Raw genomic sequence first — 25024 nt, 5'->3', positions numbered from 1 at the left:
AGAGGGGCAATGGAGTTCGCTTTTTATATCTGTGGCCTTGTTGCCATCGTGACCACGCTACGCGTGATCACGCATACCAATCCGGTGCATGCGCTGCTGTACCTGATTGTCTCCCTGCTGGCGATTTCGGGAGTCTTCTTCTCCCTTGGCGCCTACTTTGCCGGTGCGCTGGAGATCATCGTCTACGCCGGGGCCATCATGGTGCTGTTCGTCTTTGTGGTGATGATGCTTAACCTTGGCGGAGCCGAAATCGAGCAGGAGCGCCAGTGGCTGAAGCCGCAGGTCTGGATCGGCCCAGGGCTGGTCTCTGCCGTGCTGCTGGTGGTGATGGTTTACGCCATCCTCACCGTTAACGATCAGGGCATTGACGGCACCTCGATTAGCGCGAAAGCGGTAGGTATTACCCTGTTCGGACCTTACGTTCTGGCGGTTGAGCTGGCGTCCATGCTGCTGCTGGCCGGTCTGGTCGTGGCCTTCCACGTTGGCCGTGAAGAGCGTCCGGGCGAGGTGCTGAGCAACCGTCCGGCGGATGCGAAAAGAAAAACGGAGGAGCATGTATGATCCCCTTACAACACGGACTGATCCTCGCCGCCGTTCTGTTTGTGCTCGGGCTGACGGGGCTTATCATCCGCCGCAACCTGCTGTTCATGCTGATTGGCCTGGAAATCATGATTAACGCCGCCGCGCTGGCTTTTGTCGTCGCGGGCAGCTACTGGGGCCAGAGTGACGGCCAGGTGATGTATATCCTCGCGATTAGCCTCGCGGCCGCGGAAGCCAGTATTGGCCTGGCGCTGCTGCTTCAGCTGCATCGCCGTCGCCAGAACCTGAATATCGATTCAGTAAGTGAGTTGCGTGGATGAACATGCTTGCCTTAACCATTATTTTGCCATTGATTGGCTTCCTGCTTCTGTCGTTCTCCCGTGGCCGCTGGTCGGAAAACCTCTCCGCCGCGGTGGGGATGGGCTCCGTCGGTCTGGCGGCGCTGGTAACGGCGATTGCAGGCGTTGACTTCTTTAACAATGGACGCGAAGCCTTCAGCCAGCCGCTGTGGACATGGATGGCCGTGGGCGATTTCAACATCGGCTTCAACCTCGTGCTGGACGGCCTGTCGCTGACCATGCTCTCGGTGGTCACCGGCGTTGGCTTCCTGATCCACATGTTTGCCTCCTGGTACATGCGTGGGGAAGAGGGCTACTCCCGCTTCTTCGCCTACACCAACCTGTTCATCGCGAGCATGGCGGTACTGGTGCTGGCGGACAACCTGCTGCTGATGTATCTCGGCTGGGAAGGCGTGGGCCTCTGCTCCTATCTGCTGATCGGCTTCTACTACACCGATCCGAAGAACGGCGCGGCGGCAATGAAAGCATTTATCGTGACCCGCGTGGGTGACGTCTTCCTCGCTTTCGCACTGTTCATTCTCTACAACGAGCTGGGCACGCTGAACTTCCGTGAGATGGTCGAGCTGGCACCTGCGCACTTCGAAGCCGGCAACAACATGCTGACGTGGGCGACGCTGATGCTGCTGGGTGGCGCGGTCGGTAAGTCGGCGCAGCTGCCGTTGCAGACCTGGCTTGCGGACGCGATGGCTGGCCCGACGCCGGTCTCGGCGCTGATCCACGCCGCAACGATGGTGACCGCCGGTGTCTACCTGATCGCCCGTACCCACGGCCTGTTCCTGATGACCCCGGAGATCCTGCATCTGGTAGGGATCGTCGGCGCGGTCACCCTGGTACTGGCGGGTTTTGCGGCGCTGGTACAGACCGACATCAAACGCGTTCTCGCTTACTCCACCATGAGCCAGATCGGCTACATGTTCCTCGCGCTCGGCGTGCAGGCGTGGGATGCGGCGATTTTCCACCTGATGACCCACGCGTTCTTTAAAGCGCTGCTGTTCCTCTCGTCTGGCTCGGTGATCCTTGCCTGCCACCACGAGCAGAACATCTTTAAAATGGGCGGGCTGCGTAAGTCGATTCCGCTGGTCTACGTCTGCTTCCTGGTGGGCGGCGCGGCGCTGGCGGCGCTGCCGCTGATCACCGCAGGCTTCTTCAGTAAGGATGAGATCCTCGCCGGGGCGATGGCTAATGGCCATATCAACCTGATGGTGGCAGGCCTGGTCGGTGCGTTCATGACCTCGCTCTACACCTTCCGCATGATCTTTATCGTCTTCCACGGCAAAGAGCAGATCCATGCCCACGCAGGGAAGGGGATCACCCATCACCTGCCGCTGATTGTGCTGCTGGTGCTCTCGACCTTCGTCGGGGCGATGATCGTACCGCCGCTGCAGGGCGTCCTGCCGGATACTACCGAGCTTGAGCATGGCCGCGTGCTGACCCTGGAAATTACGTCAGGCGTGGTGGCAATCGCCGGGATCCTGATTGCCGCATGGCTGTGGCTGGGCAAGCGTACGCTGGTCACCTCCATTGCCAACAGCGCGCCGGGCCGTCTGCTGGGGACCTGGTGGTACAACGCCTGGGGCTTCGACTGGCTGTATGACAAAATTTTCGTTAAACCCTTCCTCGGTATTGCGTGGTTGATTAAACGCGATCCGCTGAATGCGGTAATGAACACGCCGGCTATTCTCTCCCGCTTTGCTGGGAAAGGCCTGCTGTTCAGCGAGAATGGGCAGCTGCGCTGGTATGTGGCATCCATGAGCGTTGGTGCGGTTGTGGTGCTCGCGCTATTAGTGGTTTTGCGTTGATTTAATCATGCAGGTGATGCCCGGCGGCGCTCGCGCTTGCCGGGCCTACGATCTAACCTGTAGGCCGGGTAAGCGCAGCGCCACCCGGCGATACAGAATTTAACAAGGAATAAGAACCGCCATGTTACTACCCTGGCTAATATTAATTCCCTTTATCGGCGGCTTCCTCTGCTGGCTGACTGAACGCTTCGGCGTGAAGGTGCCGCGCTGGATCGCGCTGGTAACAATGGGGCTGACGCTGGCGCTCTCTCTGCAGCTTTGGATGCAGGGCGGCTATTCACTTACCCAGGCCGCGGGCCTGCCGCAGTGGCAGTCAGAGTTTGTACTGCCGTGGATCCCACGCTTTGGTATCACTATTCACCTGGCGCTGGATGGCCTGTCGCTGCTGATGGTCGTCCTGACCGGCTTCCTCGGCGTGCTGGCGGTGCTCTGCTCATGGCGTGAAATCGAAAAGTACCAGGGCTTCTTCCACCTCAACCTGATGTGGATCCTGGGCGGCGTGATCGGCGTGTTCCTTGCCATCGACATGTTCCTGTTCTTCTTCTTCTGGGAGATGATGCTGGTGCCGATGTACTTCCTGATCGCGCTCTGGGGCCACAAAGCCTCCGATGGTAAAACGCGTATCACGGCGGCCACCAAGTTCTTCATCTACACCCAGGCGAGCGGGCTGGTGATGCTGATTGCGATCCTCGGGCTGGTGTTTGTTCACTACAACGCCACCGGCGTCTGGACCTTCAACTACGAGCAGCTGCTGAACACCCCAATGTCCCACGGCGTAGAATACCTGCTGATGCTGGGCTTCTTCATCGCCTTTGCGGTGAAAATGCCGGTGGTACCGCTGCATGGCTGGCTGCCGGATGCGCACTCTCAGGCACCGACCGCCGGTTCCGTTGACCTCGCGGGGATCCTGCTGAAAACCGCGGCCTACGGTCTGCTGCGTTTCGCGCTGCCGCTGTTCCCGAACGCCTCTGCCGAGTTCGCCCCGATTGCCATGTGGCTGGGCGTTATCGGTATCTTCTACGGCGCGTGGATGGCCTTTGCCCAGACCGATATCAAACGTCTGATTGCCTACACCTCCGTCTCCCACATGGGCTTCGTGCTGATCGCCATCTACACCGGCAACCAGCTGGCCTACCAGGGGGCGGTGATCCAGATGATTGCCCACGGTCTCTCTGCGGCCGGTCTGTTCATCATCTGCGGCCAGCTCTATGAGCGCCTGCACACCCGTGATATGCGCATGATGGGCGGCCTGTGGAGCAAGATTAAGTGGCTGCCAGCGCTGTCGATGTTCTTTGCCGTCGCCACCCTCGGGATGCCGGGTACCGGTAACTTCGTGGGCGAGTTCATGATCCTCTTCGGCAGCTACGGCGTCGTACCGGTCATCACCGTGATCTCGACCTTTGGTCTGGTTTTCGCCTCGGTCTACTCGCTGGCGATGCTGCACCGCGCCTACTTCGGTAAGGCGAAGAGTGAAATTGCCGCTAAAGAACTGCCAGGGATGTCGCTGCGTGAGCTGTTCATCATCCTGCTGCTGGTAGTACTTCTGGTACTGCTTGGCTTCTATCCGCAGCCGATTCTGGATACCTCGCACTCTGCGATGAGCAATATCCAGCAGTGGTTTGTTAATTCCGTTACTACTACAAGGCCGTAAAGCGCATATGACTCTTACTCCACAACACCTGATCGCGCTGCTACCGCTGCTGATCGTCGGATTGACGGTGGTGGTTGTGATGCTCTCCATTGCGTGGCGACGCAACCACTTCCTGAACGCCACGATCGCCGTTATCGGCCTGAACGCCGCGCTGGTCTCGCTCTGGCTGGTTGGCCAGGCGGGAGCAATGGACGTGACGCCGCTAATGCGCGTTGACGGCTTCTCCATGCTCTATACCGGGCTGGTACTGCTGGCGAGCCTTGCGACCTGTACCTTTGCCTACCCGTGGCTGGAGGGGTACAAAGATAATAAAGAGGAGTTCTACCTGCTGGTGCTGATTGCCGCCCTCGGTGGCATCCTGCTGGCTAACGCTAACCATCTGGCCGCGCTGTTCCTCGGCATCGAGCTGATCTCGCTGCCGCTGTTCGGCCTGATCGGCTACGCGTTCCGCCAGAAGCGCTCGCTGGAAGCCAGCATCAAGTACACCATCCTCTCTGCCGCCGCATCGTCGTTCCTGCTGTTTGGTATGGCGCTGGTGTATGCCAACTCCGGCAACCTGTCGTTCCTGGCCATCGGTAAGAGCCTCGGCGACGGCATGCTGCACGAGCCGCTGCTGCTCATCGGTCTCGGCCTGATGATCGTCGGTCTTGGCTTCAAGCTGTCGCTGGTGCCGTTCCATCTCTGGACGCCGGACGTCTATCAGGGTGCACCTGCACCGGTCTCTACCTTCCTGGCGACCGCCAGCAAGATCGCCATCTTTGGCGTGGTGATGCGTCTGTTCCTCTACGCGCCGGTAGGCGATAGCGAAGCGGTACGCGTGGTGCTGGGCATTATTGCCTTCGCCTCGATCATCTTCGGTAACCTGATGGCGCTGAGCCAGACCAACATCAAACGTCTGCTCGGCTACTCCTCAATCTCCCACCTCGGCTATCTGCTGGTGGCGCTGATCGCCCTGCAGAGCGGCGAGATGTCGATGGAGACCGTAGGCGTCTACCTGGCGGGCTACCTGTTCAGCAGCCTCGGCGCGTTCGGCGTGGTGAGCCTGATGTCCAGCCCGTACCGTGGCCCGGATGCCGACTCGCTCTACTCTTACCGCGGCCTGTTCTGGCACCGTCCGATCCTCTCTGCGGTGATGACGGTGATGATGCTGTCGCTGGCGGGGATCCCGATGACTCTTGGCTTTATCGGTAAGTTCTACGTGCTGGCGGTGGGTGTGAATGCTCACCTGTGGTGGCTGACGGCAGCGGTAGTCATTGGCTCGGCAATTGGCCTCTACTACTACCTGCGCGTGGCGGTGAGCCTCTACCTCAGCGCGCCGCAGCAGCTTAACCGTGATGCGCCGTCCGACTGGGCCTACAGCGCGGGCGGGATCGTAGTTCTGATCTCTGCGCTGCTGGTGCTGCTGCTGGGTGTCTATCCGCAGCCGCTGATCAGCCTGGTACAGATGGCCCAGCCGCTGATGTAACGCTTTAGAGCAAAATAAAAACCGCCGAAGATTCGGCGGTTTTTTTTCGTCTATTGTAATTTGCGTAGCGCTGCGCAGAGTTGAAACGCTAATGACAACCGCATTCGTCCAGGGTGTAATATGCCGCATAAATTGAAGCTAACTTCAGGGAACCCGCTATGCGACAGCCTTATCGGATTGAGAGCGTTACGCTAAGAGACATCGGCGTTTTTGAACATACCCACTTTGATTTTCCGCAAATAGTGAGCGAAGCCGAAGATGCGACGAAAGCGGAGATCCATATCTTTACCGGGCCCAACGGCTGCGGCAAGAGCACGGTGCTGTATGCGCTGGCGGGGATTTTAAATCCAGGTCCTCAAGGCGATGCTTTGGTCAGAAAGCGCTATCATGACGTTACGAGCAAGGTGAACTTTCGCTTTTGCGGCGGGGCTGGCGGATACGGTGTTAAAGGTGAAAAAACCCTGAGTAATGTGCTGCACAGAAGTGAGGCGTATTATTATCGTATCGCAGAACATTTTGAGCATCCCGTCTGGAAAAATCGTCCGTGGCTGGACATGAACCAAAGCATCACTTCTCAAACATTTGATTACGCAGCGCTTGCCTATTCAGGCAGCCGGGCCGCTCAGACCGGCTATGTATTTTCCGCCATTCAAAACATTACCCAGTCACCGTTTGATAAAGCGCTCTCGTTCGACCAAACCGTTCGCCCTGAGCTGCTGGCGCAGTGGATTGCCAATAATCGTACCCAGGCTGCACTCGCCAGGGACGACGGTTCAGAGGAGGAGGCCAGGCAGTATGATATGGCGATAAATCGCATCACTACGTTTGTGAGCGATATCTGTCAGCTTGCGTTAACCTTTCACCTGCAAAGAAACCCGCTGGAAGTGAAAGTCGGGCTTGCTGGTCAGCGGGTCAATTTGGATACGCTTCCGGAGGGGCTGAAATCGATTATCAGCTGGATAGGCGATATGGCTCTGCGTCTTGAGGCCATCCCCTGGAAAACAGAGCGGGATATTTTCTCTCAGCCAGTGATCCTGTTCCTTGATGAAGTCGATATTCATCTTCATCCCAAATGGCAGCGGCGGATCCTGCCCGCGATCCAAAAGCTCCTGCCTAACGCTCAGGTTTTTGTTTCAACTCACTCCCCCTTTGTGGTCGGATCGGTAGAGGATGCTTTTGTCTATCGCTTACCCGAGCTGGAGCGCAATATCTGTCGCGATGCCAGCGTGCCTGAGACCGTTAAAGCCATTAAATCCGGTGCAGGGAAAAGCTATCAGCTGATCCTTGCTGAAGTTTTCGATATTGATGAGGAGTTTGATGTCGAAACAGAGCGTCAATTGCATTCTTTTAAAGCGGCGATACGGCAATACCTGCAAAGCCCGCAGGATGATTCCAGAGTTATGGCATTGGCACAAACGCTTCGCGATAAAAGTGAAGAGCTGGCGACGCTGGTGAGCATGGAACTACGGCAGATGACCCGGCTGTTGGGTAAGAAATAAGGACGATATGATGTATCCCTTTATCCGGCCGGCTTGCCCTGACCACTTAACCGAATGCTGGGAAGCACTCGGGTTGCGGTATGAAGCGGCAAAAAAGGCCAATCCGAAATATAAATTTTATTGGTTTACAACGTTTCGATATGAAGAGACGCGTGAGTTGCTCTTGGCTATGACCAAAACCCACTGCGCATTTTGTGACGGTGGTGATCTAGGGGCTATGAGTCGTGAAACGCTAGAGCATTTTCGTCCAAAAAGCAGACCCGAGTTTCACCGGCTGGCCTACCAGTGGGAGAATCTCTATCCCTGCTGCGATCGCTGCCAGAGCGAGAAACACGAACAATATGACGATGCGCTGTTGATTGCCGATGCAGTAGGCTATGCCTTTGAGGACTATTTTATTGCAGATTACTCGACGGGAGAGATATTACCGAACCCACTGGCGTCTGCTGTAAATCAGTCTCGAGCCGATAAGACCATTGAGCTGTACGGTCTTAATATTGATGTCAGGAAGACCATTCGTAAAAAAGAACTTAAGCACTATTTGCAGCGAAATCCGGATACATCCATTTTGGATGACTTTAGCTATCGCTATTTTCTCCTGGATGCCAGCTAGCGGGTGAAACCGAATGGCGCATCGCTGGCAGGGCCTACAGTTTGTAGGCCTGATAAGCGCTGCGCCATCAGGCGTTAATGTATTACACCGCCTGCTTGTGGCTAATCAGCGGACCGTTGGCCTTACTCGAGGCGCGATCGAGCACCTCTTTGAGCACCGCCGACAGCTCGGTCACTTCAAACTTGGCGACGTAGCCGTCGGCCTGCACCTTACGGACGTGATCCTCGTTGGCGCTGCCGGAGAGCGAGGAGTGGATCACGACCGGAATATGCTTCAGGCGCGGGTCGGTTTTGATCTTGCGCGTCAGGGTAAAGCCATCCATCTCGGGCATCTCAAGGTCGGTCAGCACCATAGCGATCTTATCGCTCACCGGTACGCCTTCGGCTTCTGCCTGCTGGGCCAGCAGCTGGATCTTCTCCCACGCGTCTTTGCCGGTAATGTGCATCTGGTTCGGGATCTGCATTGTTTCCAGCCCCTTCTCCAGCATCGCGCGCGCTACCTTTGAGTCCTCGGCAACAATCGCTACCGCACCCGGCTTGATATTGAATCTCTGCACTGCGGCATTGTTGGCGTGCACGTCATGATCGGACGGCACGATGTCATAGAGGATCTGCTCAACGTCCAGCACCAGCGCCAGGTTGTTGGTATCTTTCTCTTCATCGAGGCAGGCAATGCTGGTGATATAGCGGCCGTTGATCGCCTTTTCCGCCGTATGCACCTGCTTCCAGTCCAGCCGGGTAATGTTCTCTACCGACTCAACGGCAAAGGCCTGAACGCTGCGGGCATACTCGGTAATCAGCAGGATATTAAGACCGGTGCTGGGTTTACAGCCCGCTACGGCAGGGAGGTCAATAACCGGGATCACCTGATCGCGGATATTAACCATCCCCAGCAGGGGCGACTTCATCCCGGCAGGGCGGGTAAACGCAGGCATCGGGACAATTTCACGCAGCTTAAATACGTTGATGCCATAGAGTTCTGATTTCTGTTCGTGTTGTGACGTGCCAAGGCGAAACAGTAACAGCTCAAAGCGGTTGGACAGGGTGAGATTAGCCCTGTCATCGATATCTTTCTGGAAACTATCCATTATGCCCTCAGAGTGAAGTACCTGCGTTTACACAGTTATCGGCACGCTGAGGAAAAAGTGGAGGCGCGTTTTACATCAAATTTCGATGACCGCAAAATCCTCTGCCAGCAGGGTATCAGGGAAGATGGCCTGACACTCTGCTAACAGCCTTTGGCCACCCTCGTCATCGTAGCGTGAGCTGATGTGGGTCATCACCAGCCTGCCGACGCCTGCCTCATGGGCTAGCCGTGCTGCCTGGCGCGTTGAGCTGTGGCCCCGGCTATTGGCTTTCTCCTCCATCTCCGCCTCCAGCGTCGTTTCATGGACCATCACGTCCACGCCGCGGGCCAGCGTCAGCGCGCCGGGGCAGGGGGCAGTATCGCCAAACATCGCCAACTTTTTGCCGGGTACGGCGGGGGCAAGATAATCTTTGCCATCAATACGCCGGCCATCCTCCAGCGTGACGCTCTCTCCGGCTTTCAGACGCTGAAAGAGGGGACCGGGCCTGACGCCCTGCGCCACCAGGGCCGCGGCGTCGAGTGCACCAGGCTTATCGTGCTCCTCGATGCGGTAGCCATAGCACTCCACCGGATGGTTAAGGGCAACGGCGGTGACGCGACGCAGGCCATCATCCACTACCGGACCCTCTTCAATCTCCACCACCGTCAGCGGATAGTCGGTCCAGGAGCCGCTCAGGCGCAGCGCGGTATCGATAAACTCCCGCAGCCCTTTAGGGCCATAGATAGTCAGCGGCTGGACGTTTCCCGCCATCGAACGGCTGCAAAGCAGCCCCGGCAGGCCAAAAATATGATCCCCGTGGAGATGGGTAATGAAGATGCGATCCAGCTTGCCGGGGTGCCAGGCGGTACGCTGCATCTGCTGCTGGGTACCTTCGCCGCAGTCAATCAGCCACAGCGCGGGCCGGGTCGGGTGACGTAGGTTAATCAGCGCCGCGCTGACGTTACGGGCGCGCGTGGGAACGCCTGCCGAGGTGCCTAAAAATATCAGTTCCATATGCGCTCTGGGTCGATAAAATCCTTATTATAGCGAGCAACGCATAAAAAGGAGCGCACCATGATCCGCTGGCAAGACCTGCACCACTCTGAATTAACCGTCTCTGAACTCTACGCTCTGCTGAAGCTGCGCTGTGAAGTTTTTGTGGTGGAGCAGAACTGCGTCTATCTCGACGTTGACGGTGACGATCTGGTCGGTGAGAACCGACATCTGCTTGGCTGGCGCGATAACCAGCTGGTGGCGTATGCGAGGATTCTGAAAAGCGAGGATGATTTTGCGCCAGTTGTCATTGGCCGCGTCATCGTAAGCGCTGCGGTACGAGGGGAAAAACTGGGCTACGAGCTGATGGAAAGGGCGGTTGCCAGCTGTAGCCTATACTGGCCGCAAAGCCCGATATATCTGGGCGCACAGGCGCACCTACAGAACTTTTATCGTCACTTTGGCTTTGCGCCGGTGACCGATGTCTACGACGAAGATGGTATCCCGCATATTGGTATGGCACGTGAAATCATACCTCATGTTGACCAGGCGTAACCGCAAGTCATTGTCTATAGTTAGCTGACAGGTGCAAAACATGGAGAAACCTAATGTCTAACCAATTTACGAGTACCCGTATCGATGACGACCTGACCCTGCTAAGCGACACGCTGGAAGAAGTGCTACGCTCCTCCGGCGATCCGGCCGACCAGAAATATGTCGAGCTGAAAGCACGCGCCGAGCAGGCCCTGCATGATGTCAAAAACCGCGTAAGCCAGGCATCTGACACTTACTACGTGCGTGCTAAGCAGGCGGCGTACCGTGCAGATGATTACGTGCATGAAAAGCCGTGGCAGGGCGTGGGCATTGGTGCCGCTGCTGGCCTGGTATTAGGGCTGCTGCTGCGCCGCTAATGCCGTAACGGTGTTTACAACGCGGGCGCTGTCTTAAAAACAGCGCCCGCTGTTTTTTCTCCTTTCTTCATCCCTTACCGATTTACATCAAAAATCCCGCCTCTGCCTTTCCCTATACTGGTCCGTATTATTGATACCGGACAAACTCATGTCAGCAAGCTCATTCAACCGGCGCTGGGCGGAGGTTATCCTCGAAACGCTGGCGCGCCACGGCATCAGACACGTTTGCATCGCGCCCGGCTCCCGCTCGACGCCGCTCACTCTGGCGGCAGCGCAGAATAACGCGTTTATTCACCATACCCATTTTGACGAGCGTGGGCTGGGGCATCTGGCGCTCGGGTTGGCGAAGGCCAGCCAGCAGCCGGTAGCGGTGATTGTCACCTCCGGAACAGCGGTGGCGAACCTCTACCCGGCAGTGATTGAGGCCGGGCTAACCGGTGAAAAGCTGATCTTGCTCACCGCCGATCGTCCCCCGGAGCTTATCGACTGCGGTGCCAATCAGGCGATCCGCCAGCCGGGCATCTTTGCTTCGCATCCGGCACAGACCGTTTCGCTGCCGCGTCCTGCCCTGGAGATCCCGGCCCGCTGGCTGGTCTCTACGCTGGATAACGCCCTCGGCGCGCTGCACGGCGGGGCAATACACATCAACTGTCCCTTTGCCGAGCCGCTCTACGGCGAGCTGGATGATACTGGCCTTGAGTGGCAGCGCGCGCTGGGCAGCTGGTGGCAGAGCGATTGTCCCTGGCTGCGGGAGGATATCCGTCGCGAGAGCGAGAAGCAGCGTGACTGGTTCTTCTGGCGGCAGAAGCGCGGCGTTGTGGTGGCCGGGCGGATGAGCGCCGCCGAAGGCAAACGGGTGGCAGAGTGGGCGCAGACGCTGGGCTGGCCGCTGATTGGCGATGTGCTCTCCCAGACCGGGCAGCCGCTGCCCTGCGCCGATCTGTGGCTGGGCAACGCCAGCGCGGTAAGCGAGCTGGCCCAGGCGCAGATTGTCATTCAGCTGGGCAGCAGCCTGACCGGAAAACGGCTGTTGCAGTGGCAGGCAACCTGTGCGCCAGAGGAGTACTGGCTGGTTGATAGCATTGCAGGCCGCCTCGATCCTGCGCACCATCGCGGGCGACGCCTGATATCCGGTGTCGGCGAGTGGCTGGCGCTGCACCCGGCCGAAAAACGTCATCCGTGGTATTCGGCGATCCCCGCCCTGGCGGATCGGGCGTGGCAGGCCGCTGCGGCGCGGCGTGAAACCTTTGGCGAAGCGCAGCTGGCCCACCGTCTGGCGGAGTTTCTGCCGGAGCAGGGGCAGCTCTTTCTGGGCAACAGCCTGGTCGTGCGCCTGGTGGATGCCCTCGGGCAACTGCCTGCGGGCTATCCTGTGTTCAGCAATCGCGGTGCCAGCGGCATCGACGGCCTGCTCTCTACCGCCGCTGGCGTACAGCGCGCCACCGCGAGACCGACTCTTGCCCTGGTGGGCGATCTCTCTGCGCTCTACGATCTCAACGCGCTGGCGCTGCTGCGCCAGGTCTCCGCCCCTTTTGTGCTGATCGTGGTGAACAACAACGGCGGGCAGATCTTCTCCCTGCTGCCGACCCCGCAGGCCGAGCGCGAACAGTTCTACCTGATGCCGCAGAACGTTCACTTTGACCATGCGGCGGCGATGTTCGGCCTGGCCTATCATCGTCCGGATAGCTGGGCCGGGCTGGCGTCAGCGCTGGTCGGCGCCTGGCGTACGCCGCAGGCGACGCTTATCGAGCTGGTGGTCGATCCGCAGGAGGGTGCGCAAACCTTGCAGCAGCTCCTTGCCCAGGTTAGCCAGCTATGATCCTTCATGCAGTGGCGAAAGCGGGCGAGAGCGAGCTGCCCTGGCTGGTGTTCCTGCACGGCTTCTCTGGCTGCGGCCAGGAGTGGATGGCGGTAGGGGAGCGCTTCTCCCGCTATCCCCGGCTCTATCTCGATCTCCCCGGCCACGGTGGTTCGTCGGCTCTCTACGCTCGCGACTTTAATGAGGTGTGTTCACAGCTGTACGCTATGCTTATTAGTTACAACATACTAAATTACTGGCTGGTGGGCTACTCCCTCGGCGGCCGCATCGCTATGTACTATGCGTGTATGGACAATGCCTGCCAGTATCCCGCTGGTTTACAAGGCGCGATTGTAGAAGGCGGCCATCCAGGGCTCACCACCGCTGCCGCCCGCGAGGCGCGCTGGCTCTCGGATGCTCGCTGGGCACGGCGCTTTCGCCATGAGCCGCTGGCTGAGGTTTTTAACGACTGGTATCGACAGCCGGTATTTGCCGGGCTGAGCGCTGAACAGCGGTGCGAGCTGGTGGCATCAAGATGCGAGAACAGCGGTGCGGCGCTGGCCGCCATGCTGGAAGCCACCTCCCTGGCGGTACAGCCCGATCTTCGCCCAGCGCTGCGGCGGGGCGACTTCCCCTTTTACTACCTGTGCGGCGAACACGACCACAAATTCCGCGCTCTCGGTGCTGAGCTTGCGGTGCCTTGCCTGCTGATTAACGACGCTGGACACAATGCCCACCGGGAAAATCCCGGCGGGACGGCAGCCTCTCTGGCGCATATTTTGCGCTACTGATTAAGGAACTCTGATGATCTATCCCGATGAATCCATGCTTTACGCGCCGGTTGAGTGGCAGGACTGCTCCAAAGGCTACAGCGACATTCGCTACCATAAATCTACCGACGGCATCGCCAAAATCACCATCAACCGCCCACAGGTGCGCAATGCGTTTCGCCCCCTGACGGTGAAAGAGATGCTTCAGGCGCTGGCGGACGCCCGCTACGATGATGCGGTTGGCGTGATTATCCTCACCGGCGAAGGTGACAAAGCTTTCTGCGCCGGGGGCGACCAGAAGGTGCGTGGTGACTACGGTGGCTATCAGGATGACTCCGGCGTGCACCACCTCAACGTGCTCGACTTCCAGCGCCAGATCCGCACCTGCCCAAAACCGGTGGTGGCGATGGTGGCGGGCTACGCCATTGGCGGTGGCCACGTCCTGCATATGATGTGCGATCTGACCGTAGCGGCGGAAAATGCGGTATTCGGTCAAACCGGCCCGAAGGTGGGCTCTTTCGACGGCGGCTGGGGCGCAGCCTATATGGCCCGTATCGTTGGCCAAAAAAAGGCGCGGGAAATTTGGTTCCTTTGCCGTCAGTACGACGCCAAGCAGGCGCTGGATATGGGACTGGTCAACACCGTGGTGCCGGTTGCCGAGCTGGAAAAAGAGACCGTGCGCTGGTGTCGGGAAATGCTGCAAAACAGCCCAATGGCGCTGCGCTGTCTGAAGGCGGCGCTCAACGCCGACTGCGATGGCCAAGCGGGCCTTCAGGAGCTGGCGGGCAACGCCACGATGCTCTTCTACATGACCGAGGAGGGGCAAGAGGGGCGCAATGCCTTCAACGAAAAGCGCCAGCCGGACTTCAGCAAATTTAAACGGAACCCGTAATGCGTCGGGCGCAGGTTTATCGCTGGCAGATCCCGATGGACGCAGGGGTAGTGCTGCGCGAGCGGCGGCTTAAAGTCCGCGAAGGACTCTATCTCTGTCTGCGCGACGGCTGCCGGGAAGGGTGGGGCGAGATTGCCCCGCTGCCGGGTTTTAGTCATGAAACATGCAATGAGGCACAGGCCGCGCTGATGGCCTGGGTTGACCGCTGGTTACAGGGTGCAGAGGCGCTGCCGGAGATGCCATCGGTGGCCTTTGGCATTAGCTGCGCGCAGGCGGAGCTGGCCGGAACCTTACCTGAGACAGCGGACTATCGCGCCGCGCCGCTCTGCACTGGCGATCCTGACGAATTGATGCTTAAGCTGGCTGCCATGCCCGGCGAGAAGGTCGCAAAGGTCAAAGTGGGCCTCTATGAAGCGGTACGTGACGGCATGGTGGTTAATCTCCTGCTGGAAGCGGTGCCCGATCTCCAGCTGCGGCTGGACGCTAACCGCGCCTGGACGCCGCAAAAGGCGCAGCAGTTTGCGAAATATGTTCATCCCGACTATCGCTCGCGTATCGCTTTCCTTGAGGAGCCGTGCCGCACCTGCGCCGATTCTCGGGCCTTTGCCCATGACACCGGGATCGCCATCGCCTGGGATGAGAGCCTCCGCGAGCCTGATTTTGCCCTTGTCGCCGAGGCGGGCGTAAAGGCGGTAGTGATCAAGCCTACGCTCACCGGCGCGCTGGAGAGTGTTCGCGAGCAGGTGCAGGCGGCCCATGCGCTGGGCATGACGGCGGTGATCAGCTCCTCTATCGAGTCAAGCCTTGGCCTGACTCAGCTGGCGCGGATTGCCGCCTGGCTGACGCCGCAGACCATACCAGGCCTCGATACGCTGGGGCTGATGCAGGCCCAGCAGGTTCGTCGCTGGCCGGGCTGCGCTCTGCCATGCCTTGATATTGCGGGCCTGGAGGCTTTGCGATGACCTTTGCCGACTGGCCCTGGCGTCACTGGCGCGATCTGCGGGGCGGGGCTACCGCCGTGCGTTTGCACAGTGAATCGCTCAGCTGGCGTGCGCTGTGTACACGTATTGATAGTCTGGCGGCGGGCTTTATCCAGCAGAACGTCCGGCCAGGAGAGGGGGTGCTTCTGCGCGCCAGCAATTCACCGCAGACGCTGCTGGCCTGGCTGGCGCTGCTCCAGTGCGGAGCGCGGATACTGCACATTAACCCTCAACTCCCTGATACCCTGCTGGCGGTACTGCTTCCGCCGCTTTCGTTACAACATACATTGAGCGTTGATAACAGCTGGCGCGACATCGGGCTTCCGACGCTCAACATGCGCGAGGCTGAGGGCGTTGACGTCACCTCATGGCAGCCGCAGCGGCTAACCTCTATGACCTTAACCTCCGGCTCTACGGGGTTGCCGAAGGCGGCGGTACACACCGCTGCCGCACACCTTGCCAGCGCTCACGGCGTGCTGTCCCTGCTTCCTTATGGCCCGGAAGATGACTGGTTGCTCTCCCTGCCGCTGTTTCATGTTTCGGGACAGGGGATCCTGTGGCGCTGGCTGCTGGCAGGCGGGCGGCTGACGGTCCGCGATAAACAGCCTCTGACGCAGGCGCTGGCAGGGTGTACTCACGCTTCGCTGGTGCCGACCCAGCTCTGGCGGCTGCTGGAGGAGAGCGCCAGCGTGAACCTGAAGGCGGTATTGCTGGGCGGCGCGGCCATCCCGGTTGAGCTTACCCATCGGGCCAGCGAGCGGGGGATCTGCACCTGGTGCGGCTACGGGCTGACAGAATTCGCCTCTACGGTGTGCGCCAAAACCGCCGACGGCGAGCCGGACGTTGGCCAGCCGCTGCCGGGACGTGAAGTACGAATTGTTAACGGCGAAGTGTGGCTGCGCGGCGAGAGCATGGCCGCAGGCTACTGGCGTGACGGGGAGCTTATCCCGTTGGTCAATGATGAAGGCTGGTTTGCCACTCGCGATCGCGGCGTGCTAAGCAGCGGGCGGCTGAGCGTGCTCGGGCGTATGGATAATCTCTTCTTCAGCGGCGGGGAGGGGATCCAGCCGGAGGAGGTGGAGCGGGTGATCGTGGCCCATCCGCAAGTTCTCCAGGTCTTTGTGCTTCCCCTTGAAGACAGAGAGTTTGGCCATCGTCCTGTCGCGGTAGTTGAATATAGCCCCGATGCCGGTGAGATCGACCTCAGTGGATGGGTAGAGGATAAGCTAGCGCGCTTTCAGCAGCCGGTCAGTTGGCTAACGCTGCCGCCAGAGTTAAAAAACGGCGGCATCAAAATTTCTCGCCAGGTGCTGGGGGAGTGGGTAGCGCGCGCCATGCAAGGAGGTTAATCCTCTCTTAGCGTACGGATCGGCTTGCTGGCAAGAATATTGTCATTACGCCTGTGACTATGCAGAGTACGCCCAGCAGCGCCTTCAGGGAGAAGATACCCTGGCAGCCAGGTAATACCATTGATGCTACCCACACCAGAACATAGCTAAGGCTTAGCAGGGCATACGCTTTGCTCAGGGCAAGCCGGTGCAAGGCCCTGTGCCAGCAGAACACCGAGAGTAGATAACCCGCTAGTCCGCCAAAAAGGGCAAGCGCCTGTACCCCTGTGGAAAATAGCGTCATGGTAAACGCTAAAGGGTGCTCTATCGGCGGCAGCGACGTCATGGCGAAACCCAGGCTGAGCTGGGCAACTGAGGTGATAGCAACGCTTAACAAACCCCACATCATGCCCATTACGCGGCACTCGCAAGAGTAAAAATACCTACTATAATCAGTGTGATACCAAGGCAATGGCGTGGGGTGACTGGTTCGCGCCAGATCTTCCACGCCGCCAGCGTGACCCAAACAAAGTTCAGGCTTAGCATAGGATAGGCGATGCCTACCGGGATGTTTTGCAGCACCAATAGCCACAGCACCATTGCCAGACCCAGGCATAACAACGCCAGGCTAAGCCACAACGTAATATGTCCTCTCCGTGCGCTTATCGCCACCGGGTGCGTGGCCTGTTTCTGGCAAAGCTGACCGCCCACGCTGAGCAGGCTGGTCAGCATTAGAGCAAGCCAGATCATTTTGGATGATACTGAATGAGCGTCAGACGCAGCTGGCGATCAATGTTGTCGGCAGGTGGGATGGCAAGATGACTAATATCTTCATCCTTTACGGTTGCAAGCACGAGCACAACTTCTCCTTTCTGACGATGCTGGCTGAGCCAGCGTGCAAAATCCTCAGTACTGACATAACGGTTTTTTGCATCCGGATAGTTTAGGCCATATTTTATTTCGCCCTGTTGCCCGTACATAATGATGTCATTCCGTTTCAGGCTCCAGGCCAAACCCGCTGCGATACCTACGCTGTCAGTGAGAATATAACGGCTCTGCTCCAGATAATCGCGATTGATATCGACAATAATCTGCGGCTGTTTGGACTCAACTATTCTGTCGGGTAAAGAGAACCCAAACAGCAGCGCCAAACCCAGGGGACAAAGCGCGGAGAAAGGCCATCTCTTATGGATATTCTTCAGCGTATACGCGCCGAAAAAGGCCCAGCAGAAGAAGACGATCCAGGAGAGAAAGACTTTATAGAGTTCAATATGCGTCCAGATCGCTATTTTCGATGGTCCCCAGGGAGAGACAATAGCGGTTGCGACAGCGCCTGTTACGCCGAATACGATGTTAATCCAGGCATTAGCACGTAGCAAAACCCCGTCTTTTTCAGCCGCTTCCACGGCAAAACGCGCCATCAATATCGCCAGAGGAGCGAAGCTTGCGAGAATATAGGTTGGCAATTTTCCCTTCGCGATAGAGAAAAAAAGCACCGGCATGACTATCCAGCTCAGCAGGTACTGCGTGCTGCGCGTAGCATCGCGGCTACGCCACCCTGTTTTCAATGCCCCAGGCAGTAACCCGAGCCAGGGCAGGCTGCCAGCCACCAGTACAGGCACGTAGTACCAGAGCGGCGCTTTATGCTGGGCATCACTCATGGCAAAGCGTTTGATATGCTCGACCCAGAAAAAGTAGTGCCAAAAATCAGGCTCGCGCAGGGCGATGGCAATGCTCCAGGGGAGCATTATCACGAGGCAACCGATCACCGCCAGCCAGCCGTAGCTAAAGAGCGTTTTGCTTCGTTTTTGTACAACAACCCACGGCAGGACGCTGAGTACCGGCACGGCCAGGGCGAGAAAGCCTTTGGTCATTACCCCCATGCCGCAGGTTGCGCCTAGCAGCACAAAGGCGATGAGTTTACCCTGCCAGGTTGTCGCCTGCATGCCCTGCCACAAACAGCACATTCCCGCCGTCAGCCAGAACGCGAGCGCCGGGTCGAGCACAGCGAATGTACCAATACCGTAGACGGCGAACAGCGATAAAAAGATGAGGGAGGCGTACAGCGCGATACGCTTATCCTGCCAGAGCCGCATGGCGAGCCAGGCAACCAGACCTGCCGTCAGCAGCGTAGAGAAAATAGCGCCTGCGCGGACGCCAAAGTTGGTTGCGCCGAACAGCCACTGCCCGAAGCTATTTAGCCAGTAGCCTGCAATCGGTTTTTCAAAATAGCGCAGCCCGAGAAAATGGGGGACCACCCAGTCACCGGAGGCGAGCATCTCCCGGCTAATTTCGGCGTAGCGTGTCTCATCAGGCTGCCAGAGCAGCCGACTGCTAGTGGGCAGAAGATAATAGAGCGTAACAAAGGCGATGAAGGCCAGCGAGTAACGTAGAGATTTCATCCGACGGCCTCTACCGGTTGCTGGCAACCTAGCCAGCCCTCTCTTCCCTGAACGTTACCACGAACAAGTTGCCCCGGCGGTAAGGTATCGAGGTTGTCAGGCAGCAAATCACCGAGAGGGCAGAACGTAATGCCAGAATCGGCAGCCCGGATGAGAAGATCTTCAAAGTTACTGTGCCACGCAATGCCTTCAACTTCGGCGTGAATCGTGTAGACCGGCGTGCCTGTGTCCATCAGCATGTGAGAGAGAATATAGGCGTTGAAATCAACGGCCTGTACTTCCCGACCTATAACTTCATCCCACGTGGGTAAGGTGACGGGAATTTGCGGCGTGCCCAGTTTGCCACCGTTAATCAGCGGGCGAAAGAGAGAGCGTCCCCGGCAGTCACTGTTATAGCGGAAGTTAAACGCCTCTTTTGCGTTGACGACGCGTCGATCGGCGCGCCATCCCGCTACCGCAGAGCAGCGTACAGGCTGTTCAATTATCGCCTCGAGTTCGCCTACTCCACGTAGAATATCGTCGGCCAGCAGCGGGATATTCCAGTTACCGCTGAAGGTTTGCCAGGTATAGTGGTCCCAGGCATGTAATCCTGTTTCGTGATACTGGGCGGCTTCGCGGATAATGTTCGCGCAGGTGGGGCCGATCTTTCTGCCTGGCCAGGCAGTGCCTGCCAGTAAAATATCCCAGCCATAGAGCGAAGCCGCCCGGGAGCGCAGCATCTTCCACAGAAACTGCGGTTTTACCAGACGCCAAAGATGACGCCCCATATTGTCAGGACCGACGCTAAAGAAAAAGGTTGCCCGTACGTTGTATCGGTTTAATGTTGCAAGCAGGCGAGGGACGCCTTCACGCGTGCCGCGAAGCGTATCGACATCAATGCGCAAGCCTACTTTTCTCATGATGTGTGTTCCGTGATATCTACGCTGCGCAAAAAGAAGTCGAGGGTCTCCTCCACCGTTTCATGCATCACGATCGCGGGTTCCCACCCCAAACAGCGTTTAGCATTGCGAATGCTGGGTTTTCGATGCGCCACATCCTGGTAGCCTTTCCCGTAATAGCTGCTGCTTTCGACGACCCGAAAACCGGCAAAGGGGGGGAAGTGGCTGCGCAGCGGATGTTTCTCGAAGCTCTCCAGCAGCATCTCTGCCAGCTCCTGAATGCTCGCTTCGTTATCCGGATTGCCGATATTGATAATTTCACCGTCGCAGCGGCCGCCGTCATTCTCAATAATGCGGAACAGCGCTTCGATGCCGTCACGAATGTCAGTGAAGCAGCGTTTCTGTTTACCACCTTCAATCAGCTTGATCGGCGACCCCTCCACCAGGTTGAGGATCAGCTGGGTGATCGCGCGGGAGCTACCGATGCGTGCGGCATTCAGGCTGTCCAGCCGCGGCCCCATCCAATTAAAGGGGCGAAAAAGCGTAAAACGTAGCCCCTCTTTTTCGCCATAGGCCCAAATAACGCGATCCAGGAGCTGTTTGGATACCGAGTAGATCCAGCGTGGCTTATTCACTGGCCCGACGATTAAATTAGACTTGTCCTCATCAAAAACGGCATCGTTGCACATGCCATAGACTTCTGAAGTGGAAGGAAAAACGATGCGCTTACTGTATTTCACGCAGTAACGGATGATTTTCAAATTCTCTTCAAAATCGAGCTCAAAAACGCGCAGCGGGTTGCGGGTATACTCGATCGGCGTAGCAATCGCTACCAGCGGCAGCACCACGTCGCATTTTTTTACATGATATTCAATCCACTCAGAATGAATGCCGATGTCGCCCTCGACAAAATGGAAGCGCGGATGATCAAGGAAACGTCCAATAGCATCGCTGCTAATATCCATACCGTAGATTTCGTAGTGGCTCTCACGCAATAAGCGCTCGGTTAAATGGTTGCCGATAAAACCATTTACGCCGAGGATCAATACACGGGTGCGGTTAGGGCGGGTCGTTACGGGCTTATTGTTTAGCTGGGAACCTACCACCAGGCCCAGAACCTGCGCCAGCTGGGTGCCTTGCATGGCAATCTCGTCGCAGGCCTGGCCGGTGACAATCTCCAGCGCGCCATCGGCGCAGGCGACAAGCAGCGGGGCGACTGAGATCACCGTACCGGGCGCGGCGGCAGGGGCCTGCTGATGCAAGCGAGATGACCAGACGATAAATTTTTTCGTGCCGGCATAGCTGAATGCGCCTGGCCAGGGATCGGACACGGCACGCACCAGGTTATGCAACTGCTCGGCGCGCCTGGCCCAGTCAAGAAAGCCATCTTCCGGCGTACGACGGTCATAGCAGGTGGCGTCAGCCTCACGCTGCGGCACCTCGATGTAATCACCGCTTGCGATTGCGGGCAGCGCCTGTGCCAGCAATTGCCGCGCGGCCTGGCACAATTTTAGGTGCAACGTCATGGCGACATCGTCGGGCGAAATCGCGACGCGCTGCTGGGCAATGATTGCGCCAGCGTCGGCGCGTTTTATCATGCGATGGAGCGTAACGCCCGTTACGGCTTCTCCCCTGGCGAGCGCCCAGTTCAGCGGCGCGCGGCCCCGATACTTAGGGAGTAGAGATCCGTGCAGATTGAAGGCCCCGGCGGGGGCGAGGTTCAGGATCTCGTCGCTCAGCAGGCTGCGGTAGTAAAAAGAGAAGATGATATCCGGAGCAAGCTGGCTGATGCGTTCGATCCAGATGGGGTGGTTGATCTCGGCAGGGGCATAAACTGGTATGCCTGCACCGGCCGCCAACTGTGAAACGGAGCCAAAAAACGCCTTCTCTCCAGGGGAGTCGTCATAGGTGAAGATGGCAGCTATCTCATAGCCTGCTTCCAGCAGGGCTTTGATCCCCTGGCATCCCATATCATGATAGGCAAAGACAACGGCTTTCATTTACGGCTCTCCTTATTTAACGCCAGGCGTTGGGGATAGACTATATGTTGAACAAAATAGCGGGGACGAGCGCGGACATCGTTGTAGATGCGGCCAATGTATTCGCCGAGTAACCCCATACCGATAAACTGGGCACCAATAAAGGTAAACAGGACGGCAAACAGCATAAACACGCCCTCTGCTGCCCACTGGGACCCCAGGGTCAGTCGTAGAACAATAAGCAAAATCGACAAGGTAAAACCGGTCAGGGCAATAGCGCTGCCTAGCAGGCTCAGCATGCGCAGCGGCGTAGTCGTGAGGCAGGTCACCAGGTCATACATCAAATTAATCAGACGCATAAAGCTATATTTTGAGTCGCCAAATTCGCGCTCAGCGTGATTTACTGCAATCTCCGTGGCGTGGCGGGCAAAAATATTAGCCAGTATCGGGATAAAGGTGCTGCGCTCCTGACAGTGCAGCATGGCATCAATAATATGGCGTCGATAGGCGCGCAGCATGCAGCCGTAGTCCCCCATCGCTTTACCAGTGGTGCGCTGGATCAGCAGGTTAATCATGCGCGACGCCGTTTTTCGAAACAGACTATCCTGGCGGTTCTGACGCACGGTTCCCACGACATCAAACCCTTCGTCGGCTTTGGCCACCAGGCGCGGGATCTCTTCGGGCGGATTCTGCAAGTCCGCATCAAGGGTGATAATCAAATCGCCCGTAACATGACTAAAACCGGCCATAATGGCTGAATGCTGGCCGTAGTTGCGGTTGAGTAAAATGGAGACAATATGGCTATCTTCCGCTTGGGAGGCTGCGATCAGCAGCTGCGCAGAGCCGTCGCTGCTGCCGTCATCGATCAGCAAAATTTCATACTCTCTGCCCAGGCTCTCACACGCGGCGGTGGTACGCCTGATTAGCTCCGGCAAGCTCTCCTGTTCGTTATAAACAGGGATGACCACCGAAACTCGCTTTACAGGATGGGTTTCAAACATAGTTATAATCCAGCTATCTGCTGAAGAGCGGCGATAACACGGTCAGTATCGTCCGTGGACATATCGGGAAACAGAGGCAAGGAGCAGATACGCGCGCTGTTCCATTCGGTATTAGGCAGCGTGAGATGGCTGAATTTTTCGCGATAGTATTTTTGCGTATGCGCCGCGCGAAAATGCAGGCCGGTACCGATACCTTTTATTTTTAGCGCTTCCATTAAATCGTCCCGGCTTATTCCGCAGCTGTCTTGATCGACGCGGATAATAAACAGATGCCAGGCATGAACGTGCGGCCACGGAGGCAGACTCAGCGGCTGAAAAGGGGTATCCGCCAGCGCCTGCTGATAGCGCATAGCGATGGCCGTGCGGCGGGCGTTGAGCAGCGTCAGTTTGCTCAACTGGGCCAGTGCAATAGCCGCGTTGATATCCGTCAGGTTATATTTATAACCGGGATTGATAACTTCCGCCTGCGGTGCACGTCCGAAGGTTTGCCGGTCGTACGCATCCACACCCAGTCCGTGAAACCTCAGACTGCGTAGCCGCTGTGCAAGCTGGGGGTCGTCGGTAACGATCAGCCCGCCTTCTGCACAGGTGATATTTTTAATCGCGTGAAAGGAGAAAATTGCCGTACCGCGTGCGCCAACGTGGCGGCCTTTGTACAGCGAGCCTGGCGCATGGGCTGCGTCTTCAATCACCGGTATGCCATAGCGTTCGCCGAGGGCATATATCGCATCAAGGTCGACAGGCGCGCCCGCGTAGTGCACCGGGATGATCGCTCTGGTGCGTGAGGAGAGTGCGGCCTCGATCTGATCGGGCGTGACCATCAGCGTGTCCCGATCGATATCGACCATGACCGGCGTCGCACCCAGCAGGGTAATCATATTCAGGGTGGAAACCCAAGTCATCGAGGGGGTAATGATCTCGTCGCCTGCACCGATCCCCAGTGCCATAAGCGTAATGTGCATGCCTGCGGTGGCGGAGCTGACGGCAACGGCGTACTGGTTTCCCGTCAGCGTGCAAAACGCCTCTTCCAGCGCCTGGTTTTTCGGGCCGGTGGTTATCCATCCAGAGTCGAGCGTCGCCTTCACGGCGGCAAGCTCGTCATCACCCATTGCCGGGCGAGAAAACGGCAGAAAGTCAGGCATGACCTCTCCTTTATCTATCACAAATAGAAATCTGTTTATTCATTAAATAATTAAAGGAGAAAACACCCGTTAATTATATGGACAGGGGGTGAGATTGCCGTTTAAATATTAATTTAACCTTAATTCTTAAAGACGAGGCTTCAATAGAAATTTTGTTATGTTTATTTTTTATGGAGCGCGTTCTTTACATCTTTTTGTGCTACTTCTGTTGCTTATTTGCTCAGTTGACATCCGATGCTGCTCTGTCAAACGATGTCATTATTGCTTTTAGTTACAATTTGTTCTCGGATCGCTTTTTTAGTTCATTGATTCCTTCGCATCTGGCAGTACAATCCAGCACTTTTGGGGTTGCTGGTTATATTTTTGCTGTAAGGAGTCAAAATGAAGACAAGGGTTTTACTAGGACTGAGCGGATTACTGTTTGTTTCCGCGTCGGTGAATGCGCTGAGCCTTAGCGGTCAGGCAGGGGAGCACTACACCAACCTGGCGGCCGGTTTTGGGACTGAAACCAGCGGCCTGGCGTTAAGCGGCAACTGGACGCACAGCGACGACGACGGCGATGCTGCGGGCCTGGGCCTTGGTCTTAACCTTCCGCTCGGGCCGCTGCTGGCGACCGTTGGCGGTAAAGGCGTTTATACTAATCCGAACGACGGTGACGAGGGCTATGCCGCAGCGGTTGGCGGTGGCTTACAGTGGCCGATCGGCGACAGCTTCCGCCTGTTTGGTGAGTACTACTACTCTCCGGACTCGCTCTCCAGCGGTATCGACAGCTATCAGGAAGCTAACGCTGGCGCACGCTGGACTATCATGCGTCCGCTGAGCATTGAAGCTGGCTACCGCTACCTGAACCTGGCGGGTAAAGACGGCAACCGCGACAACGCGCTTGCTGATGGCCCCTACGTTGGGGTTAACGCCAGCTTCTAATCCTCCGGCGCGGCAATCTGCCGCGCCTTTTCAT

The 25024-nt window shown here is 57.6% G+C and carries 24 protein-coding genes; 15 read left to right on the top strand and 9 right to left on the bottom strand.

What is annotated here, in order from left to right:
* Positions 1–9 precede the first annotated feature (9 nt).
* From nuoJ to RTX96_RS02085, 7 genes are all read left to right on the top strand, one after another.
* Positions 10–561 carry an NADH-quinone oxidoreductase subunit J gene (gene nuoJ, locus RTX96_RS02115; RefSeq protein ID WP_103819008.1) on the top strand — a complete coding sequence of 184 codons (552 nt, stop codon included), beginning with the start codon at positions 10–12 and terminating at the stop codon, positions 559–561.
* A complete protein-coding gene (nuoK, locus tag RTX96_RS02110) occupies positions 558–860 on the top strand; it encodes an NADH-quinone oxidoreductase subunit NuoK (protein WP_042389582.1) in 303 nt (100 codons plus the stop codon). The genes nuoJ and nuoK overlap by 4 nt, the downstream gene beginning before the upstream one ends.
* Positions 857–2698, top strand: coding sequence for an NADH-quinone oxidoreductase subunit L (gene nuoL, locus RTX96_RS02105; RefSeq protein WP_312669983.1), 1842 nt, complete (start codon positions 857–859; stop codon positions 2696–2698). The genes nuoK and nuoL overlap by 4 nt, the downstream gene beginning before the upstream one ends.
* Positions 2699–2819: 121 nt before the next feature.
* On the top strand, positions 2820–4349 hold the full coding sequence (gene nuoM, locus RTX96_RS02100) for an NADH-quinone oxidoreductase subunit M (protein ID WP_103819010.1): 1530 nt from the start codon (positions 2820–2822) through the stop codon (positions 4347–4349).
* 7 nt (positions 4350–4356) lie between these two features.
* The gene (gene nuoN / locus RTX96_RS02095) at positions 4357–5814 is read left to right on the top strand and encodes an NADH-quinone oxidoreductase subunit NuoN (RefSeq protein ID WP_312268274.1); all 1458 of its coding nucleotides are present in this window, start codon (positions 4357–4359) and stop codon (positions 5812–5814) included.
* Positions 5815–5972: 158 nt separating this feature from the next.
* Positions 5973–7313, top strand: a complete 1341-nt coding sequence (locus RTX96_RS02090; RefSeq protein ID WP_312669982.1) for an AAA family ATPase — start codon at positions 5973–5975, stop codon at positions 7311–7313.
* Between the two features lie 7 nt (positions 7314–7320).
* Positions 7321–7926 carry a hypothetical protein gene (locus RTX96_RS02085; protein ID WP_312669981.1) on the top strand — a complete coding sequence of 202 codons (606 nt, stop codon included), beginning with the start codon at positions 7321–7323 and terminating at the stop codon, positions 7924–7926.
* 82 nt (positions 7927–8008) lie between these two features.
* Here the strand turns inward: RTX96_RS02085 and RTX96_RS02080 are convergent, their stop codons facing one another.
* Both RTX96_RS02080 and rnz read right to left on the bottom strand, forming a co-directional pair.
* Positions 8009–9013, bottom strand: coding sequence for a chemotaxis protein (locus RTX96_RS02080; RefSeq protein ID WP_312669980.1), 1005 nt, complete (start codon positions 9011–9013; stop codon positions 8009–8011).
* A gap of 75 nt (positions 9014–9088) precedes the next feature.
* Positions 9089–10006: a ribonuclease Z gene (gene rnz / locus RTX96_RS02075; protein ID WP_312669979.1), complete on the bottom strand. Its 918-nt coding sequence runs from the start codon at positions 10004–10006 to the stop codon at positions 9089–9091.
* Positions 10007–10066: 60 nt separating this feature from the next.
* Between rnz and RTX96_RS02070 the strand changes: the two genes are divergently transcribed.
* The 7 genes from RTX96_RS02070 to menE all read left to right on the top strand — a co-directional run bounded on the left by RTX96_RS02070 (position 10067) and on the right by menE (position 16685).
* Positions 10067–10540 (top strand): GNAT family N-acetyltransferase, encoded by a 474-nt coding sequence (locus tag RTX96_RS02070; protein WP_103819014.1) that lies wholly within the window; start codon positions 10067–10069, stop codon positions 10538–10540.
* A gap of 53 nt (positions 10541–10593) precedes the next feature.
* On the top strand, positions 10594–10896 hold the full coding sequence (gene elaB / locus RTX96_RS02065) for a stress response protein ElaB (protein WP_103819015.1): 303 nt from the start codon (positions 10594–10596) through the stop codon (positions 10894–10896).
* A 148-nt stretch (positions 10897–11044) separates the two neighbouring features.
* Entirely contained in the window at positions 11045–12715 is a 1671-nt protein-coding gene (menD, locus tag RTX96_RS02060; protein WP_312669978.1) for a 2-succinyl-5-enolpyruvyl-6-hydroxy-3-cyclohexene-1-carboxylic-acid synthase, read from the top strand.
* Positions 12712–13485 carry a 2-succinyl-6-hydroxy-2,4-cyclohexadiene-1-carboxylate synthase gene (menH, locus tag RTX96_RS02055; RefSeq protein WP_312669977.1) on the top strand — a complete coding sequence of 258 codons (774 nt, stop codon included), beginning with the start codon at positions 12712–12714 and terminating at the stop codon, positions 13483–13485. Before menD ends, menH begins: the two co-directional genes overlap by 4 nt.
* Before the next feature lie 13 nt (positions 13486–13498).
* Positions 13499–14356, top strand: coding sequence for a 1,4-dihydroxy-2-naphthoyl-CoA synthase (gene menB / locus RTX96_RS02050; RefSeq protein ID WP_312669976.1), 858 nt, complete (start codon positions 13499–13501; stop codon positions 14354–14356).
* Positions 14356–15318, top strand: coding sequence for an o-succinylbenzoate synthase (gene menC, locus RTX96_RS02045; RefSeq protein WP_312669975.1), 963 nt, complete (start codon positions 14356–14358; stop codon positions 15316–15318). The genes menB and menC overlap by 1 nt, the downstream gene beginning before the upstream one ends.
* A complete protein-coding gene (gene menE / locus RTX96_RS02040; RefSeq protein ID WP_312669974.1) occupies positions 15315–16685 on the top strand; it encodes an o-succinylbenzoate--CoA ligase in 1371 nt (456 codons plus the stop codon). The genes menC and menE overlap by 4 nt, the downstream gene beginning before the upstream one ends.
* Before the next feature lie 7 nt (positions 16686–16692).
* On the opposite strand, the gene arnF is transcribed toward menE, so the two are convergent.
* The 7 genes from arnF to arnB are packed head-to-tail and all read right to left on the bottom strand — an operon-like array spanning position 16693 to position 24066.
* Positions 16693–17079 carry a 4-amino-4-deoxy-L-arabinose-phosphoundecaprenol flippase subunit ArnF gene (gene arnF, locus RTX96_RS02035; protein WP_312669973.1) on the bottom strand — a complete coding sequence of 129 codons (387 nt, stop codon included), beginning with the start codon at positions 17077–17079 and terminating at the stop codon, positions 16693–16695.
* Complete coding sequence (arnE, locus tag RTX96_RS02030; protein WP_312669972.1) at positions 17079–17414, bottom strand: 4-amino-4-deoxy-L-arabinose-phosphoundecaprenol flippase subunit ArnE; 336 nt, start codon at positions 17412–17414, stop codon at positions 17079–17081. Before arnE ends, arnF begins: the two co-directional genes overlap by 1 nt.
* Positions 17411–19066: a lipid IV(A) 4-amino-4-deoxy-L-arabinosyltransferase gene (arnT, locus tag RTX96_RS02025; protein ID WP_312669971.1), complete on the bottom strand. Its 1656-nt coding sequence runs from the start codon at positions 19064–19066 to the stop codon at positions 17411–17413. Before arnT ends, arnE begins: the two co-directional genes overlap by 4 nt.
* Complete coding sequence (gene arnD, locus RTX96_RS02020) at positions 19063–19965, bottom strand: 4-deoxy-4-formamido-L-arabinose-phosphoundecaprenol deformylase (protein ID WP_312669970.1); 903 nt, start codon at positions 19963–19965, stop codon at positions 19063–19065. The genes arnT and arnD overlap by 4 nt, the downstream gene beginning before the upstream one ends.
* Positions 19962–21944: a bifunctional UDP-4-amino-4-deoxy-L-arabinose formyltransferase/UDP-glucuronic acid oxidase ArnA gene (gene arnA / locus RTX96_RS02015; protein ID WP_312669969.1), complete on the bottom strand. Its 1983-nt coding sequence runs from the start codon at positions 21942–21944 to the stop codon at positions 19962–19964. The genes arnD and arnA overlap by 4 nt, the downstream gene beginning before the upstream one ends.
* Positions 21941–22924: an undecaprenyl-phosphate 4-deoxy-4-formamido-L-arabinose transferase gene (gene arnC / locus RTX96_RS02010; RefSeq protein WP_312669968.1), complete on the bottom strand. Its 984-nt coding sequence runs from the start codon at positions 22922–22924 to the stop codon at positions 21941–21943. The genes arnA and arnC overlap by 4 nt, the downstream gene beginning before the upstream one ends.
* A 2-nt stretch (positions 22925–22926) precedes the next feature.
* Positions 22927–24066 (bottom strand): UDP-4-amino-4-deoxy-L-arabinose aminotransferase, encoded by a 1140-nt coding sequence (gene arnB, locus RTX96_RS02005; RefSeq protein WP_312669967.1) that lies wholly within the window; start codon positions 24064–24066, stop codon positions 22927–22929.
* Between the two features lie 381 nt (positions 24067–24447).
* Between arnB and RTX96_RS02000 the strand changes: the two genes are divergently transcribed.
* The gene (locus tag RTX96_RS02000) at positions 24448–24990 is read left to right on the top strand and encodes a YfaZ family outer membrane protein (RefSeq protein ID WP_312669966.1); all 543 of its coding nucleotides are present in this window, start codon (positions 24448–24450) and stop codon (positions 24988–24990) included.
* Positions 24991–25024: the final 34 nt, after the last annotated feature.

The organism is Pseudescherichia sp., from assembly GCF_032052675.1.
Lineage (GTDB): Bacteria > Pseudomonadota > Gammaproteobacteria > Enterobacterales > Enterobacteriaceae > Pseudescherichia.
The sequence above is the reverse complement of the archived record's forward strand: the minus strand, read 5'-3'. Positions and strand labels throughout refer to the sequence as shown.